The 16,311-nt window shown below is 45.5% G+C and carries 18 protein-coding genes, 2 rRNA genes and 1 riboswitch; of the genes, 16 read left to right on the forward strand and 4 right to left on the reverse strand.

The annotated features are described in order from the left end of the window. A 23S ribosomal RNA gene (locus BLT91_RS25755) occupies window positions 1-296 on the forward strand; the annotation flags it as partial. Between the two features lie 142 nt (window positions 297-438). After that, window positions 439-555: ribosomal RNA gene (rrf, locus tag BLT91_RS25760) — 5S ribosomal RNA — on the forward strand. A gap of 114 nt (window positions 556-669) precedes the next feature. Here the strand turns inward: rrf and BLT91_RS25765 are convergent. Continuing rightward, entirely contained in the window at window positions 670-1,197 is a 528-nt protein-coding gene (locus tag BLT91_RS25765; RefSeq protein ID WP_090826549.1) for a hypothetical protein, read from the reverse strand. Window positions 1,198-1,331: 134 nt separating this feature from the next. Here BLT91_RS25765 and BLT91_RS25770 point away from each other — a divergent pair, with 134 nt between their 5' ends. From BLT91_RS25770 to rsmI, 10 genes are all read left to right on the forward strand, one after another. Next, window positions 1,332-1,532 carry a sigma factor G inhibitor Gin gene (locus BLT91_RS25770; protein ID WP_090826551.1) on the forward strand — a complete coding sequence of 67 codons (201 nt, stop codon included), beginning with the start codon at window positions 1,332-1,334 and terminating at the stop codon, window positions 1,530-1,532. A 103-nt stretch (window positions 1,533-1,635) separates the two neighbouring features. After that, window positions 1,636-3,141, forward strand: coding sequence for an aminotransferase class I/II-fold pyridoxal phosphate-dependent enzyme (locus BLT91_RS25775; RefSeq protein ID WP_090826553.1), 1,506 nt, complete (start codon window positions 1,636-1,638; stop codon window positions 3,139-3,141). Between the two features lie 41 nt (window positions 3,142-3,182). Continuing rightward, the gene (tmk, locus tag BLT91_RS25780; protein ID WP_090826555.1) at window positions 3,183-3,842 is read left to right on the forward strand and encodes a dTMP kinase; all 660 of its coding nucleotides are present in this window, start codon (window positions 3,183-3,185) and stop codon (window positions 3,840-3,842) included. Window positions 3,843-3,887: 45 nt separating this feature from the next. Then, a complete protein-coding gene (locus tag BLT91_RS25785) occupies window positions 3,888-4,217 on the forward strand; it encodes a cyclic-di-AMP receptor (protein ID WP_079417169.1) in 330 nt (109 codons plus the stop codon). Between the two features lie 134 nt (window positions 4,218-4,351). Next, on the forward strand, window positions 4,352-4,798 hold the full coding sequence (locus BLT91_RS25790) for a YaaR family protein (protein ID WP_090826557.1): 447 nt from the start codon (window positions 4,352-4,354) through the stop codon (window positions 4,796-4,798). 16 nt (window positions 4,799-4,814) lie between these two features. After that, complete coding sequence (holB, locus tag BLT91_RS25795; protein ID WP_090826559.1) at window positions 4,815-5,792, forward strand: DNA polymerase III subunit delta'; 978 nt, start codon at window positions 4,815-4,817, stop codon at window positions 5,790-5,792. A gap of 4 nt (window positions 5,793-5,796) precedes the next feature. Then, the gene (locus BLT91_RS25800) at window positions 5,797-6,600 is read left to right on the forward strand and encodes a PSP1 domain-containing protein (protein ID WP_090826562.1); all 804 of its coding nucleotides are present in this window, start codon (window positions 5,797-5,799) and stop codon (window positions 6,598-6,600) included. 59 nt (window positions 6,601-6,659) lie between these two features. Next, complete coding sequence (gene yabA, locus BLT91_RS25805; protein ID WP_090826651.1) at window positions 6,660-7,001, forward strand: DNA replication initiation control protein YabA; 342 nt, start codon at window positions 6,660-6,662, stop codon at window positions 6,999-7,001. A gap of 80 nt (window positions 7,002-7,081) precedes the next feature. Then, window positions 7,082-7,837: a tRNA1(Val) (adenine(37)-N6)-methyltransferase gene (locus BLT91_RS25810; RefSeq protein WP_090826564.1), complete on the forward strand. Its 756-nt coding sequence runs from the start codon at window positions 7,082-7,084 to the stop codon at window positions 7,835-7,837. Between the two features lie 47 nt (window positions 7,838-7,884). Continuing rightward, window positions 7,885-8,772, forward strand: coding sequence for a 16S rRNA (cytidine(1402)-2'-O)-methyltransferase (gene rsmI / locus BLT91_RS25815; RefSeq protein WP_090826565.1), 888 nt, complete (start codon window positions 7,885-7,887; stop codon window positions 8,770-8,772). Window positions 8,773-8,932: 160 nt separating this feature from the next. Here the strand turns inward: rsmI and BLT91_RS25820 are convergent, their stop codons facing one another. After that, window positions 8,933-9,187, reverse strand: coding sequence for an AbrB/MazE/SpoVT family DNA-binding domain-containing protein (locus tag BLT91_RS25820; RefSeq protein ID WP_028557356.1), 255 nt, complete (start codon window positions 9,185-9,187; stop codon window positions 8,933-8,935). A 374-nt stretch (window positions 9,188-9,561) separates the two neighbouring features. Here BLT91_RS25820 and BLT91_RS25825 point away from each other — a divergent pair, with 374 nt between their 5' ends. Together BLT91_RS25825 and BLT91_RS25830 are read left to right on the forward strand one after the other, a co-directional pair. Then, complete coding sequence (locus tag BLT91_RS25825) at window positions 9,562-10,839, forward strand: HD domain-containing protein (RefSeq protein ID WP_090826567.1); 1,278 nt, start codon at window positions 9,562-9,564, stop codon at window positions 10,837-10,839. A 30-nt stretch (window positions 10,840-10,869) separates the two neighbouring features. Then, window positions 10,870-11,637: a TatD family hydrolase gene (locus BLT91_RS25830; protein ID WP_090826569.1), complete on the forward strand. Its 768-nt coding sequence runs from the start codon at window positions 10,870-10,872 to the stop codon at window positions 11,635-11,637. On the opposite strand, the gene BLT91_RS25835 is transcribed toward BLT91_RS25830, so the two are convergent. Next, window positions 11,623-12,855 carry an ABC transporter permease gene (locus BLT91_RS25835; RefSeq protein ID WP_090826571.1) on the reverse strand — a complete coding sequence of 411 codons (1,233 nt, stop codon included), beginning with the start codon at window positions 12,853-12,855 and terminating at the stop codon, window positions 11,623-11,625. The genes BLT91_RS25830 and BLT91_RS25835 overlap by 15 nt on opposite strands. Then, the gene (locus BLT91_RS25840) at window positions 12,852-13,595 is read right to left on the reverse strand and encodes an ABC transporter ATP-binding protein (protein WP_090826573.1); all 744 of its coding nucleotides are present in this window, start codon (window positions 13,593-13,595) and stop codon (window positions 12,852-12,854) included. Before BLT91_RS25840 ends, BLT91_RS25835 begins: the two co-directional genes overlap by 4 nt. 282 nt (window positions 13,596-13,877) lie before the next feature. Then, a riboswitch (cyclic di-AMP (ydaO/yuaA leader) is annotated at window positions 13,878-14,067 on the forward strand. 292 nt (window positions 14,068-14,359) lie between these two features. Here BLT91_RS25840 and BLT91_RS25845 point away from each other — a divergent pair. Next, window positions 14,360-15,499, forward strand: coding sequence for a 3D domain-containing protein (locus BLT91_RS25845; protein ID WP_090826575.1), 1,140 nt, complete (start codon window positions 14,360-14,362; stop codon window positions 15,497-15,499). A 210-nt stretch (window positions 15,500-15,709) separates the two neighbouring features. Beyond that, window positions 15,710-16,252 (forward strand): ribonuclease M5, encoded by a 543-nt coding sequence (gene rnmV / locus BLT91_RS25850; protein WP_090826577.1) that lies wholly within the window; start codon window positions 15,710-15,712, stop codon window positions 16,250-16,252. Window positions 16,253-16,311: the final 59 nt, after the last annotated feature.

Raw genomic sequence — 16,311 nt, forward strand, 5'->3', positions numbered from 1 at the left:
GAGACAGTTCGGTCCCTATCTGTCGCGGGCGTAGGAAATTTGAGAGGAGCTGTCCTTAGTACGAGAGGACCGGGATGGACGTACCGCTGGTGTACCAGTTGTCTCGCCAGAGGCATCGCTGGGTAGCTATGTACGGAGGGGATAAGCGCTGAAAGCATCTAAGCGCGAAGCCCCCCTCAAGATGAGATTTCCCAAGTCAGTAAGACCCCTTGTAGACGACGAGGTTGATAGGTTCGAGGTGGAAGTGCAGCAATGCATGCAGCTGACGAATACTAATCGGTCGAGGGCTTAACCATAAAGCTTTCCGGAGGAAGGCTAGCTTCGGAAGCATAAGCATTTAACCTAAGCAAAACAACTTTACGCAAGTTTCGTATCTAGTTTTCAGGGTGCAAGACAGCCTGAACAATGTTTTTGATGTTTCCTGGCAGAAGCATCACGTTTGGTGATGATGGCGGAGGGGACCCACGCGTTCCCATCTCGAACACGACCGTTAAGCCCTCCAGCGTCGATGGTACTTGAACCGCAGGGTTCTGGGAGAGTAGAACGTTGCCAAGCACAATGAAGAACTTTACAGGGAGAAATCCCCGTAAGGTTCTTTTTCTATTTGTTCGAGCGAATCCACAAATATATAAGAGCCTCGAAGGGCTCTTATTAGATTTGAAGGACGACCTATTGCATGAAGCATGATGTATCTTTGTCCGTGATCTTGATCAAGCCGGCTTTGCGGTAAGGACGAAACCGGAATAGAATCCAAAGCCGCGGCATAAGCATCCAAAAGTGAAAAATAGTGAGATGGATCAACCATCTTTCAGGTATCCAGGGGTAGAGAAGCGTAATCATTGATAGACCAATCCAGAATAAGTGAAGCTGTATTTTGGATACTAGTCGGATAGAGGCATTTCCCTCAGGTAAAAAGCCGTACCAGAAAATACCCCAACGGTAGGACCAGCCTCTCATGGCCATCCCGATTGTGAATTGGAAATAAATCCGAACTAACAACGTATGGAAGATAAGCAGAAGTGGGTAGCTGACTACTAGCGGCAGCCAGTTGGTGGGGTCAAATTTGTAGAAGACGGCTAAGGCTAACACTATAAAGTACAAAATCAATTTATATAAGGAATGATATATTCGCTTCATTAATGTATAGCTGTAAATGGTAGATTGTTTGGAGAGATTTGGTTCTTGTATCGATGACATGATGATGACCTCCGTGAACAGTTAACCTGGTATAAGAGTATATCGGTACATTCCTTCCAAAATATGAGGTTTTAGCTAGTTTAGGAGAATTGAGAACCGGATATACTAATAGTAAAAGAGCATGGAGTGATCATATGGAGGAGAACCGAATTGGGGTATGTATGATCTGTGAGCAGCAGCGGATTGGCGGGATTCATATTATTACGGCTTTTATCTGCGATGAATGCAGCAGTGAGATGGTCAAAACGAATGTGAATGATCAGAAGTATCCATTTTATGTGAGACAGATGAGGAAAGCTTTTTATATGGGGAACTCGAAACAATATATGAACTAAAGGGAGAAGCTTCTTATGGAAGCTTTTTTGTTTTTTTAGCGTCAATCCACTACTATAAGGGTATTAAATAGAAAACTAAAGAAGCTCAAGGAGTCATGCCAGTATGTGCAGCCAACGTTCCAAACAGTCTCAAGCGCCGCTTTTTGAAGCCATGGTCGCTCATCACGGTCACAAACACGTAAGTTTCCATGTGCCAGGTCATAAATCTGGACAAGGCCTACTAGATGAAGGGGCAAACTTCCTAAGGACAGTAATGTCGATCGATTATACGGAAATTACAGGCCTCGATGATCTGCACCACGCAGAGGGCGTCATTAGGGAGGCAGAGCAGCTAGCGGCGGATTGCTTTGGAGCAGAGGATACTTATTTTCTAATCGGAGGGAGCACGGTTGGCAATTTAGCCATGATTTCAGCCGTCTGTGAGAAAGACGATATCATACTTGTACAAAGGAATGTACATAAGTCAGTCATTCACGGGCTTATGTTAGCCGGAGCCAGAGCTGTGTTTATAGCTCCTGATATTCATCCGGAGACAGGCGTGGCCACCAGTATTCATATCGAAGATGTACAGCAAGCGCTAGAACAGTATCCTGAGGCTAAAGCTTTGTTCCTAACAAACCCGAATTATTATGGGATGGGCGTGAATTTAAAGCCTTTTGCGGAGCTGATGCATGCAAAAGGGAAGTTGCTTCTGGTCGATGAAGCACACGGTGCTCACTATGGCTTCCATCCTGAGGTTCCGGCTTCCGCATTATCTCAAGGGGCTGATGCCGTGGTACAATCCACGCATAAAATGCTTACAGCAATGACGATGGGTGCTATGATACACGTCCAAGGACCACGTATAAACAGAATGGCGATTAAACAGCTGCTTGGGATGCTTCAGAGCTCAAGCCCATCTTATCCGATTATGGCCTCACTAGATTTGGCGAGAAAGAGGATGCATACGGAAGGCAAGGATTGGCTAGAACAGGGAATTACAGTTGTTAATGAATTTAGGTCATGGCTTGATGAACTTAACAAGTTTGATTTTCATCCACGGGAGTTTCCAGAAAACCAAAGTCAAAGGCATCAGACAGCAGATCCGTTTAAAGTGGCTATCTATGATCCGACGAATACGTTAACGGGCTCCGAACTCAAGGACAGGCTAGAAGCACAAGGCTGCTTTGTTGAAATGACAGATGGACGTCAGGTGCTGCTTGTTTTCACCCCTGCCTCCAGTCGAGCGGATATGTTAAGAGTTGTCCACGCATTAAACAACATTTGTTCGGATGTTCCTTTGCAAAAGAAGGAACTTCAGGCGCCTATCTCGAATATACTTAAATTACCCTACTATACACAAATCTCTTCTCCAATTGCCTTTGATATGAGAGATATCTCCAAAGCAGGAAGGGTAGAGGGGGCGTTTAGCAAGGTAAGCGTTCAGGATGCGGTTGGAAAGCGCTCTGCGGATATGGTGATCCCGTATCCACCGGGAATTCCCTATCTATACCCGGGTGAAGTGATCTCGGCTTCTGTGGCCGAAGCCTTATTACAATTGGCCGCAAGCGGAATCAAGTTCCAAGGAACCGAATTTGGTCAGACACAAAAGCTAAAGATATACACATAAACCATTATAAGAACTGGTAAAGCAGCAAGCAGGAGGAAAGAGTGAACGGAATATTTATTACGTTTGAAGGGCCGGACGGCTCCGGGAAAACAACACAGTTGAAGAAATTGGGTGAGGAGCTTAAGAAACTAGGACATGATGTTCTAGTAACAAGAGAACCGGGCGGAACGGCTATTAGTGATCAGATTCGCAGCATTATTCTTGACCCTGTTAATGAGGAGATGGTGGATCAAGCGGAAGTACTGCTTTACGCGGCATCCAGAGCACAGCATGTGCATCAGTTGATTCTCCCGGCATTAGAGGCTGGCCGAATTGTACTGTGTGATCGCTTCATTGATGCAAGTGTTGCCTACCAGGCTTACGGACTTGGCTTGGATGTAGATAAAGTAAAAGCCATATCGCAATATGCTAGTTCAGGGTTAGAAGCAACCCGCACGTACATTCTGGATGTTCCAGTAGAAGTTAGCTTGGCTAGACTGCACCATAGAGCATCGGGCTCGGGAGCCAATGCCCAACAATTAGATCGCATTGAACAGAAGCATGTAGATTACCACAGCCGGGTACGGGAAGGCTTCCATCAGATAGCAGCAGATCATCCTGATCGCGTAAAAGTCATTAATGCTAACCGCAGTGAAGAGGAGATTGCTACAGAGATTTGGAGTAATTGTAACCGTTTGCTTGAGGAACATTTTTCCTTATAAAGCAGAAAATCCATTCTTAGTTTATAATAAGAGGAGGCAACCCCTATGAAATTAGTCGTAGCCGTTGTACAAGATAAGGACAGTAACCGTCTCTCCAATGCTTTAATTAAAGAAGGTTTTCGCGCCACGAAGTTGGCAAGTACTGGTGGGTTTTTACGCGCAGGGAACACGACTTTCATGATTGGTACGGAAGATGAGAGGGTGCAAGAGGTCATGCAGGTAATACGCGCCAATTGCAAAATTCGGGAACAGCTTGTTACACCGGTTTCTCCAATGGGAGGAACGACAGATTCTTACATTCCATTTCCTGTGGAAGTTCAAGTGGGTGGAGCCGCGGTTTTCGTATTGCCAGTCGAGCGCTTTGAGCATTACTAAGTTGATAAAAAAGTATAAGTTTTGACAACTTATTGCTTCGCATCAACCCTGATAAACAGCCTGTTCCTTGTTAGACAAGAACGGCGATCCCGTTTATCAAGATTCAATCAGACATACACAAGGATGGATGCGTTTTGAAAATTAATCCGGGGTGGCAGCCCATAGGTAAAAACGTCAAAGTGAACGAGAACGTCCCACCGCCACAGATGGCCCCCCGGAATTTCTCTGATATAATGCAGCAGCAGGATGAGAAATTTACGCAGGAGCAGCTGTCCAAAATGGTGCAGCAAATCACGCTGCAGGGCGACCGTCTGTCGCGGGCTATGACAGTCAGAGAGCTTCTGCAGTACAAACTGCTGATCAGGCAGTTTCTGGAGGAAACCGCTCGCCGTGGTGTCAACTTAAGAGATACGAAGGGCTGGGATCGTCGCGGCCGTTCGAAGCGATATAAGCTTTTAGAAGAAATTGATCAAGAGCTCCTTTCATTAGCTGATGAATTGCTAGAGAATGAGCAGGGTAGAATTGAAATTTTGCAAAAAATCGGAGAAATCCGAGGCATGCTGATTAACTTGTTATTTTAGGAAGGTGCCATAACTAATGTCCTTCGAAGCCATACCGGGGCAAGCGGCGGCCAAGCAACTTCTGCAGAACGGGCTGCGACAAGACAAACTGTCTCACGCCTATATTTTTAGCGGGCCCGTTGGGACAGGCCGTTCGGAAATGGCGATAGCTTTAGCTAAAGCTATATACTGCCAGCATGGTACGGATGAGGCGTGTGGCGAATGTTTGGAATGCCGCAAAGTCGAACATCGCAATCACCCAGACTTGCACATAGTTGAGCCAGAAGGCGCCTCGATTAAGATCGAGCAAATTCGTGAGCTGCAAAAGGAGTTTGCTTACCGTGCTACTGCCTCCGGAACGAAAATATATATCCTGCATCATGCAGAGAAAATGACCGTACAGGCTGCGAATAGCCTGCTGAAGTTCTTAGAAGAACCGACTTCACGTGTGGTCGCGATTCTCATTACAGAGAATGGCAATGCCCTGCTGCCGACGATTCAATCGCGTGCGCAGTGGATTCATTTCACGCCGATGCCGCGTGAGCAAATGGTGCTGACACTTCTGCAAGAAGGTCTTCCCGCAGTGCTTGTACAGCCCGCAACGCAATTAACCGCTGGATTACAAGCAGCAAGAGAACTGATTGGTGCGAATTGGTTTGCAGAAATGAGAACCGTAGTGTTACAATTAGCTAAGGAGACGCTCACACGTTTCCCTAGTTCCATGATTACGGTACAGCAACGAATTGTGAAAACAGAACTTGCGGATCACATGTCAAGTCTATTTGATTTGTTGATTCTCTGGTTTAAAGATATGGTGCAGTTGCGACTTGAGCGCAGAGACAGAATTGTTTATAGTGATCAGCTTGACTGGATGAGCTCCCTCGCGTTCAGCCGGGATGTCTCAGTATGGGTGCGTATGATGGAGCAAGCGGTAGATTTACAAAAACGACTGCGCTTCAACGCCAATTCTCAGCTGGTTATAGAGAAAATGCTCGTGGAGATGCAGGGGGTGTAAGAAGATGTATTCGGTAGTTGGCGTCCGCTTCAAGAAAGCGGGTAAAATATATTATTTTGATCCGATTGATTTGCCAATTGAGAAAGAAAGTGCCGTTATTGTTGAAACCGCTCGCGGTGTAGAATACGGTAAAGTGGTCGTAGGAAAGAAGAATGTTAAAGAGAATGATGTCGTGCTTCCACTCAAAAAGGTGATTCGCATAGCGGATGATTCGGATGCTGATTTGGTTGAAGAGAATAAGAAAGCAGCCAAGGATGCGTTCCAAACGTGTCACGAGAAAATTAAAGATCATAGTCTTAAGATGAAGCTCGTGGACGTAGAGTATACCTTTGACCGCAATAAAATTATTTTTTATTTTACGGCGGAAGGACGCGTTGATTTCCGTGAGCTCGTGAAGGATTTGGCGAGTATTTTCCGAACTCGAATTGAACTGCGTCAAATTGGTGTGCGGGATGAAGCGAAGATGCTTGGAGGTATAGGTCCGTGTGGGCGAATCCTATGCTGTTCCTCGTTCTTAGGTGATTTCGAGCCCGTATCAATTAAGATGGCAAAAGACCAGAACTTGTCGCTCAACCCAACGAAAATTTCGGGATTATGCGGCCGGTTAATGTGCTGCTTGAAATATGAACATGATAATTACGAGAGTGCCAAAGATTCGCTGCCAACCGTCGGTAGGCATGTGATCACCTCTTTTGGTAATGGTAAAGTATTAGGGTTAAATATCAGTGAGCGTACCGCGAAGGTTCAATTGTTCGACCTTGGTAAAGCACTTGATTTACCTTTCGATGATGTAATTGAACAAGAGTAGCGGCATAGGATCCAAGGAGGCGCTCGCCAGTAAGCATGCATGGCACTAGAGGTGAAAGCGTGGATAAACAGGATATTTTTGGACAAATAGATGGGATCGAAGAACGAATGGGTGCCACTTATGCCGAGTTGGGTGCCTTAAAGAAACGAGTTATTATACTCATCGAAGAAAATAAGAGACTAAGCATAGAAAATCAGCAGCTCCGCAAACTGATCCGACAAGAGGAAACAATTGTCGAGCAGCCCGCAGGAGAGGCAGAGGAACCGCTTCCGTTACCGGGGGCCGGATATGATAATTTGACCCGTTTGTATAATGAAGGTTTTCACATTTGCAATGTGTACTATGGACACCTTCGGACTGAGGGAGATTGTTTGTTTTGCTTATCCTTTTTAAATAAATAAGTACGTTTGACCGTAGGGGTATATGCCTTACGGTTTTTTTCCATAAAGAGCGAATCTAGAAAGGAAATGACGAAATACGTATGTTGCCTTTACGACCTACCGAACGAATTGATGATTTATTAACGTATGATTTAAAAATTATTCAGAGTGATGAAGTATTTAGTTTTTCGCTTGATGCTGTCCTGCTTGGCCGGTTTTGCAGTGTGCCTCCTAAGGGGCGTATGATTGATCTATGTACGGGCAATGGCGTCGTTCCTCTGCTCCTGACAACGCGAACTCGCGCTGAAATCTGGGGTGTTGAAATTCAAGAGCGGCTCGCAGATATGGCGGTTCGCAATGCGCAGATTAATGGTTTGGAAGAGCGGTTACATATGATTCAAGGGGATCTAAAAACGATTCATCAAACATTGGGTCATGGCCAATTCGATGCCGTAACCGTGAATCCTCCCTATCTGCCTGTTCCGAATGGTGAGCAGAATGTGAATGAGCATTATGCAGCGGCGCGTCATGAAATTCATTGCACATTGGAAGACGTGATTGCGGCCAGCGCTAAGTTGGTGAAAGCGGGCGGTAAAGTAGCTATGGTGCATCGGGCTACGCGTTTAATCGATATCTGTTACTTAATGAGGCAGTACCGACTTGAACCGAAGCGGATCCGGTATGTGCATGCGCGGGCTGGGGAAGAAGCAATGATGGTGCTGGTGGAGGGAATGAAGGACGGGAAGCCAGAAATCCGCACCTTACCGCCGCTGATTGTTTATGATGACAATCAAGAGTACTGCAAAGAACTGAAAGAGATCTATTACGGGGGCAGAGCGTCCTTAGAGTTTTCGTAAGAAGACAGATTCGTAAGCATAAGACTACAGTGAAGAGGGAAACGACAGTGAGCTTGAATGTGCAAAAAAGTTATCGCGAGGATGGAAGCGGCATAGGTACGCTTTACCTGGTTGCGACACCAATAGGCAACCTAGAGGATATGACCTTCCGTGCGATCCGCACTCTGAAGGAAGTAAGTATGATTGCCGCTGAAGATACGCGGCAAACCCGCAAGCTGCTGACGCACTTCGAGGTCGCTACGCGACTCGTCAGCTATCACGAACACAACAAGCAGGCAAGCGGACCCGAGCTCGTCCGCTTGCTGCTCGAAGGACAGAGCATCGCGCTCGTCAGCGATGCGGGTCTTCCGGCCATCTCCGATCCAGGTTATGACCTGGTGAGGATGGCCGTCGAGCAGGGTGTGCCGGTGGTGCCCATCCCCGGTGCGAATGCGGCCCTGTCGGCGCTGATTGCATCAGGCTTGCCGACAGAGCGTTTCGCCTTCGTCGGTTTTCTCCCCAGGGAGAAAAAGGATCAGACGAAGGTGCTTGAAGGGCTGCAGCACGTGCAGGACACGCTGCTGTTCTATGAGTCGCCGCACCGCGTCGAGAAAACACTTACCCGCATGGCGGAAGTGTGGGGGGCGGAGCGCCGGGTGTGTCTCGCCCGCGAGCTGACGAAGCGGTACGAGGAGTTTCTGCGGGGCACCATCGCAGAGTGCCTCGCGCACTTAGAGCAGTACCCGCCGCAGGGCGAGTACTGTGTGATCGCCGAAGGCGCATCCGCGGCGGCAGCGCGGGAAGCGGCCGACGGTTGGTGGGAGGCCATGACGCTGGGCGAGCATGTTGAGCACTACGAGCAGCATGGCAGTGATCGCAAGGATGCTTTGAAGCTGGTTGCGAGTGATCGCGGGCTGTCCAAGCGCGACGTGTACAATGCACTACTCGAGCGCTAAGGCGCGCGGGCAGTGCAGCGTTCCTGCTATTAAAAATACGCTGGATAAAAAAAGATCTCTAATCCGTGGCCGAAGCCAACAAATTAGAGATTAGAGGAGATATGAAAAAGGTTAGAATTACCAATAGGATAAGTGCTACTTCTATTATATACTATTTTTCTTATTTTGTCACAGGTGTTGGCATTTCTGCTAAACAAATATGACAAACAATTTTTCCTTTGAAGTAAGATACGTTTTCAGCATTACCACAGAAGATACAAGCAGGCTCATATTTCTTCAGCATGATGCGTTCGCCGTCTACATAAATTTCCAAAGCATCTTTCTCGCCAATACCCAACGTGCGGCGCAGCTCGATAGGAATAACAACGCGCCCCAACTCATCAACTTTCCTAACAATACCTGTAGATTTCATCATATATATAAAACCCCTTTCGAATTTATTAAAATTTTATCAATATCGCCATGTTTCGACATATCATCTTGTTTAATGATACCAACCATTCCCAAAATAGTCAACCATATTTTCGATTATTTAAAGCTCGATATTCATAAATATTCAAAATCTTGTCACGGTTTAAAATGTGATAAATCCAAGTAGAGTAAGGGATTGTAAACCATATATTACGATCGTACCCCCTGAAAAATCGCTAAGTAATAAAAAAAATTAATGGGGTATATTTGAAGAAAAATTGGAATTCGCAATTCGACAAAATACGACATATTTTGTCGAATAATTATTTGGAATTGTCGAAAATATGTAGAAATTAATAAAAGAGAGGTAGTGTAAGGATGAAGGAAGAGAAGGTTTTTAAAGATCCAGTTCATAAATATATTTACGTACAGGACGAAACTATTTGGGATTTAATTAATACGCGAGAGTTTCAGAGACTGCGCCGCATAAGGCAACTAGGCACGTCCTATTTAACATTTCATGGCGCTGAGCACAGTCGGTTCTCTCATTCGCTAGGTGTGTACGAAATCACTCGGAAAATTATTTCGCAATTCGAACGTAATCAATATGATGACTGGCCGAAGGAGGAACGTCTGCTCTGCCTTTGTGCGGCGCTGCTGCATGATCTGGGTCATGGGCCCTTCTCGCATTCGATAGAAAAAGCTTTCGGCACGAGGCATGAGGACTGGTCCTGTAAAATTGTGCTAGGAGATACCGAAGTCAACCAAGTGCTCAGCCGGGTATCCCCTGATTTTCCGAAAAAAGTGGCAGGCGTCATTTGCAAATCGTATAGTGAAGAAATTGTCGTTAGCCTTGTGTCCAGTCAGTTGGATGCCGATCGTATGGATTACTTGCTGCGGGACGCCTATTTCACTGGTGTAAATTACGGCACATTCGATCTCGAGAGGATTCTTCGAGTTATTCGGCCTTATAGAGGGCATATTGTTGTCAAAGAGAGCGGGATGCACGCTGTAGAAGACTATTTGATGTCCCGTTATCAAATGTATTGGCAGGTCTATTTCCATCCGGTGACTCGGAGTGCGGAAATTTTACTGCATAAAATTTTTGCGCGGGCTAAACATTTATACGAAGAAAACTATACTTTTGGGTTTATGGTCGATCCGATCTTACACCTGATTCAAAATAACATATCACTCGAAGATTATTTGTTATTGGATGAGTCTGTCATGCAGACGATGTTAACCTTCTGGAGTAACGAGAAGGATCTTATTTTAGGTGATATGTGCAAGCGGTTCTTGGACCGTAAGTTGTACAAATACAGCACCTTTGAAGAGTCTAATCATCGTCTTATTCAGCGTATGGAGAAAGTGATGGCGGAGGTTGGATTTGATCCTGCCTATTACATGGAAATTGATTTCCCATCGGATCAATCTTATGATGTGTACAGACCCGGTGAAACAGACGATAATTTGCCTATTTTGCTGCTGGATCATAAAGAGACATTGACGGAAATTACACATCGGTCTGAGATTGTTCAGTCGATTAGTGGCTTCCAAATGGGTAAGCATCATGTTTATTATCCGGAGGAACTGTTAGAACGTTTGAACGCAACAAATTATCCGGATTTATGGAAGCTGCTCGGTGAGCAAGAATAGCAACAATATTCAACATAAGGGAGAACAATCATGCTAACGGATTCACACACACATTTAAATGCCGAACAATTTAATGAAGATCAGGACGAAGTGATTCAGCGCGCGCTTGATGCCGGTGTCACAAGAATTGTGAACGTAGGCTTTAACCGAGAGACTATTCCAGGTTCGATTGCTCTTGCAGAGAGATATGATTTCATCTATTCAACGGTAGGCTGGCATCCAGTGGACGCTATCGATATGACACCCGATGATTTAGTGATGATTGAAGATTTGTGCAAACATGAGAAAGTCGTTGCTATCGGGGAAATTGGACTTGATTATTACTGGGATAAGTCACCGAAGGAAGTGCAGCAGCGGGTGTTTCGGGAGCAAATCCGTCTAGCGCGTAAACTCAATATGCCCATCGTCATTCATAATCGAGATGCCCATCAAGATATTTTGAACATTTTAAAAGAAGAGAAGGCCGCGGAAGTTGGAGGTATCATGCACTGCTTCTCAGGAAGCTGGGAGACAGCGAAGCAATGCTTGGATATGAATTTTCATATTTCTTTTGGAGGTCCTGTGACGTTCAAGAACGCCAAACAGCCAAAGGAAGTACTTGCGCAAGTGCCGTTAGATCGCCTATTGATTGAGACGGATGCTCCCTACCTGACCCCGCACCCTTTCCGCGGCAAGCGTAACGAATCAGCCTATGTTCGCTTGGTAGCTGAGACGGCCGCGGAAATTCGGGGCATAACGCTGGAGGAGCTTGCAGAGATTACGACAAACAATGCCATTCGACTGCTAGGTCTCAAGTAAAGTGTTCTTCTCGAACTTACGGCGCAGTATGATTCCGCAGCTGAACGAAAGGAAGATGAGACTGAAGAGTGGGACTAAGATGTAGATTGGTGAAGAACGTATCAATAGAGGAATTGTAAGGATACATAATTGGAGCAGCAAGACTGACCAGATAATAAAGGCCAGTGAGCCAGCTTTCAAATTTCGATTGAGCGGGTACATCTCTAGCCAGAAGGTATAACGGTGGGCACGCTCGAGTGACGTTAACTGAACGAGTGAGATCACCATGGAGATTATAAAAATTAGACTCCTTGCCGTTCCGCTGCTAGAAACTGCTATAGCTAATGCCCCTAGCAAGGAAATACGCAATACAATCGTGAACAGCTCCGTACGCACCAATGTCTTCATATATATATATAAATAAGTAGCATCTTGTCTAAAAGGAATAAATCGTGTTAGCCCGCTGACCCAACCCCGGCGGGTTATTCGTGTTGGCAGCTGAGGAACATCGACGAACCAATTGAAAAAGGCATAGAGTCGAGCCTGCTGCTGCCTTTCCTTGGCGATAAGGTAATCCCATCCGACGACATATTTTGATACAAAATGAGTTGCTGCCAGCCAAACTAAAATGAGAAGTAGAGCTGCGCCGCTTGCCCAAAAAACACTGGCAAGAAATTGCACGGAAATGAGAGCGGTTGATGCAAGCCAGCGAAAGCCAACCGACGCTTTTCTTGCGCGTTCATGTGCAAAACGACTCTCTTGCCAGCTAGCTAATAAATTGGCTATCTTCAATAGAAGAAGTAGTGCGAGCATCCATAAGAAATGCTGTTCTGCAGCTCCGAGGCAGTGGTGGTAAAGAGGCCACAAAGTAACCCATGCAAGAAATATCCAAAAGGCTTGCAGCGCCAAGCTGTACTTAAATCCGCTGCGGAAGTAAGCGCCCATTTGATGTTCGATACGTAACAAAAACATGCGATCTGCACTTCTCACCAATGTACGAATCGGGCTTGAAGATAGCAGCGGAACGAGCAGTAGAAGCACGATCCAAAGATAGGGATAATCTGTCGGAAGACGCTGTAATATTTTTGCATAATAATAGGAAGAAACGATGACAAGAAACAACACGAGACCAATAAAATTACTACGCGCTGCGTATTGCCAATATCCCATAGATTCCTTCATATATCGTTCAAATCTTTGCTGCCATAGGGCACGGGTGTTGATTTCCATATTTCTCATAACGGATCCCCTTGTACAAGCTTATAGAAGATGTCGTCGAGTGACGCATTAACGAGTTCGGTTTGCACACGTAATTCGACTAAATCGCCCTGTGCGACCATATGACCTCGGTGAAGGACGACGTAGTTATCGCAATATTTTTCAATTGTAGACAAAATGTGTGATGAAATGAGGAATGATGCGCCATTATGTTTCATTTTGACCATTAACTCTAGTAAAGAGCGGATCGCTAAAGGATCAAGACCGAGAAAGGGCTCGTCTATAATGTATAAAGAGGGCTCGATTAGGAATGCGTTCATGATCATGACTTTCTGTTTCATCCCTTTGGATAAATGACTGGCAAAGCTGTTCAGCTTGTCCTGCATTTGAAACTGCTCCAAAAGCGCGTGTGACCTGGAGAAATAGTCGTCTCTCGATAAGCCGTAGGCCATAGCTGTAAGCTCAAGGTGCTCACGGATGGTAAGTTCTTCGTATAGCTCTGGACTTTCAGGAACATAAGCGTAAGTTGCGCGATAAGGTAGCGGATTTTCAGCTAATGTCAAACCGTTGATTCGAATAGATCCCCTTTGCGGCTGAAGAAGGCCGAGAATGTTCTTGATCGTCGTACTTTTTCCTGCGCCATTGAGTCCAATTAGACCCATCATTTCACCTTGACGGATAGAAAAGGTCAGGTCATGAAGAACAGGTTTATTTGGTAAATATCCCCCGTATAAAGAATCAACTTGTAAAATGGGCCCCATCTCATTGCCTCCCTGTTTAGCAAATTATTGGTAATTATGAATCGTTTTCATTCACGATCATTATAAACAAATTTGTAATTTAAGCCTAGTTTAGGTGTGGAATCACGAAAAAAGTTAGTATTCGTACGTTATAGCGAGATAAATGTAGATAAAAAGCTGTTTTGATGCCCAATTAAGCTAATTTTAGTTGATTTAGCCCTTTTTAGTAGGTGTTATTCCCTTTACAGGTAGAGATTAACAGCGTAATATACTTTTCATAATAACTTAATAACCAATTTGCCATTTTTCCATTCGCTGAGTTCCATTTATGGGAACGGGGGAACCACTGTAAGCTGAAGAAGCGTGAGCGCTGCTTGAGTGAACAGAGTGAGTAACAGGGGTGAATCTTTTAGCATACTGCGTATGCTTTTAGTAGGGCGACTCTCACGTCCGAATCCGTCAGCTAACCTCGTAAGCGTAAGAGAGGTAACGATTGTCGTGCGTGCTATTTGTGTATTTTACTATGCAAACTAAGCCAGCGAGAAGAGTCCTCTTCTTGCTGGCTTTTTATTTCCATAAGGACCTATACACATTTCGGACGACTATAATTTGTCCGGAATTCATAGGATGATGAATAGGTAAAAGGGGTGGGACGACCAGATAGCAGCGGGTTTAATACCGTACTGCTGACGGCGAACACGTTAAGTTAAACTAAAAAACCTTAGTCGCGTCAAATTTAATCATGCTGTAACCTGGCGGCGAGGCTTTGAAGGAGGACCGAAGAAGTGGGCAGTATCTCATTTAGCGAGACCCATGTAAAACGATCATCCAGCATGTCCTTCGCATTGCGATGGAAGCATGAAAACTTGCGTTTGATTTTAAGCTTAGCAATAATCTCAATCGCAATGACTTTCATGTTTTTGGTGTTGTTGTACGGTACGGCTACCAAGAGCGTATCCGTGGTTGTGAATGGACAAGAAACCGTTGTGCATACGAAACAATGGGTCCTGCAACGCCTACTGGATGAACAAGCCATAAAGATTGGTGAACACGATGAAATTTCTGCTGAGCCTACGACGACAATCAAGGGTGGAGAGAAATTTGTCATCGAGCATGCTTCTCCGATTCAATTGACTGCTGATGGAAAGACCACCACTGTTTACACAACTGCAAGAACGGTAGAAAGTGCATTGCAACGTTTACATATTGCACTTGGGGAGCACGATCGATTGACTCCCGAACCGACAGCCGCTCTGACCACTGGCGATGAAATCAAAATCGTCCGTGTGAAAAAAGAGACGGAGGAAGTGACTGAGCCGATTGCGTTCGACACGGAAAAGAAGAACGATGCATCGCTGCTCAAAGGCAAAGAGCAAATCGTCCAAGAAGGTAAACAGGGCGTGCTCTTGAAAAAGAAAGAAAAAACTTTCGAAGACGGTGTGTTAGTCGCGGAAGCAGTTGTGGGTGAAGAAGTAAAAACAGAAAGTATTAATAAAGTCGTGTCCGTTGGCACGAAAAACCCAGTTGTTGTTCTTTCTTCATCTTCACCTAGTGTGGATGAAGTCTCGAAGAATGGTGTGACGTTCGGGTATAAACAAATTCTTAAAAATGTGAAGCTGACAGCTTATTCAGCTGACGTTGAATCAACAGGTAAATCCGAAGGAAGTCCCGGATTTGGTAAGACATATACGGGTACTACCGTTACAGAAGGCAGAACAATTGCCGTCGATCCAAAAGTTATCCCACTGGGATGGTGGGTGTACATTGAGGGCATTGGCTTCCGCCGTGCTGAAGATACTGGCAGTGGTGTGAAAGGCCAAATGATTGATGTATACTTTGAAGATCATGGCTATGCCAATAAATTCGGAACAAAACAAGGATACACGGTCTATGTTGTTGGACCTAAAAAACCGTCTGAAAATTAACGTGTAAACGTCTGTTTCAGCGGGAAGAATGTCATATATACGTTGCCAGGCAGCAGCCTGGGCGAAAGAAGAGGGGACCCCTCTTCTTTTTCTGCGTTGAATATGGAAGTATAAGTTCTATACTTTAGCTCCGCATCAACCTTGACAAACGCGCTCGTCCCAGAAGGACGACGGAGCCGTTTATCCTTGGTACTGGGAAGGGAACAGCTTATGATTAAAGAAGTGATCGTCGTCGAAGGCAAGGATGATACAGCGGCAATTCGCCGAGCGGTAGAGGCGGATACGATTGAGACCGGCGGCTCTGCCATCGGACAAGCCGTATTGAAACGAATAGCACTCGCACAGCAGCGAAGAGGCGTTATTATATTCACGGATCCAGATCATGCGGGTGAACGGATACGGAAGATTGTAGCAGCCAAGGTACCGGGCTGCAAGCATGCCTTTATCACGCAGGAGCAGGCCGAGTATAAGGGCGATATCGGCGTCGAGAATGCAACGCCTGAGACAATCCGTCAGGCTCTCCAGAGCCTTAGGACGGAATATGATGGCGCAGTTTCGCAACTCTCGATGGAGGATCTTATGGCAGCAGGGCTGATTGTTCATGCTGAGGCGGCATCTCGCCGATTGATTGTAGGTAAGGCGCTGGGTATTGGTTATTGCAATGGCAAGCAATTTTATAAGCGCTGTGCGATGTTTCAAATCTCGCGTGAGGAATTTGAGGCGGCCTTGGAGCATTTAGAAGTTGATAAGTAGAACGAATGTTTAGGGAATGAAGGAAACCGCTGAAATTTGTATGGCATTAATATACAACA

The organism is Paenibacillus sp. yr247 (genome assembly GCF_900103825.1).
Lineage (GTDB): Bacteria > Bacillota > Bacilli > Paenibacillales > NBRC-103111 > Paenibacillus_E.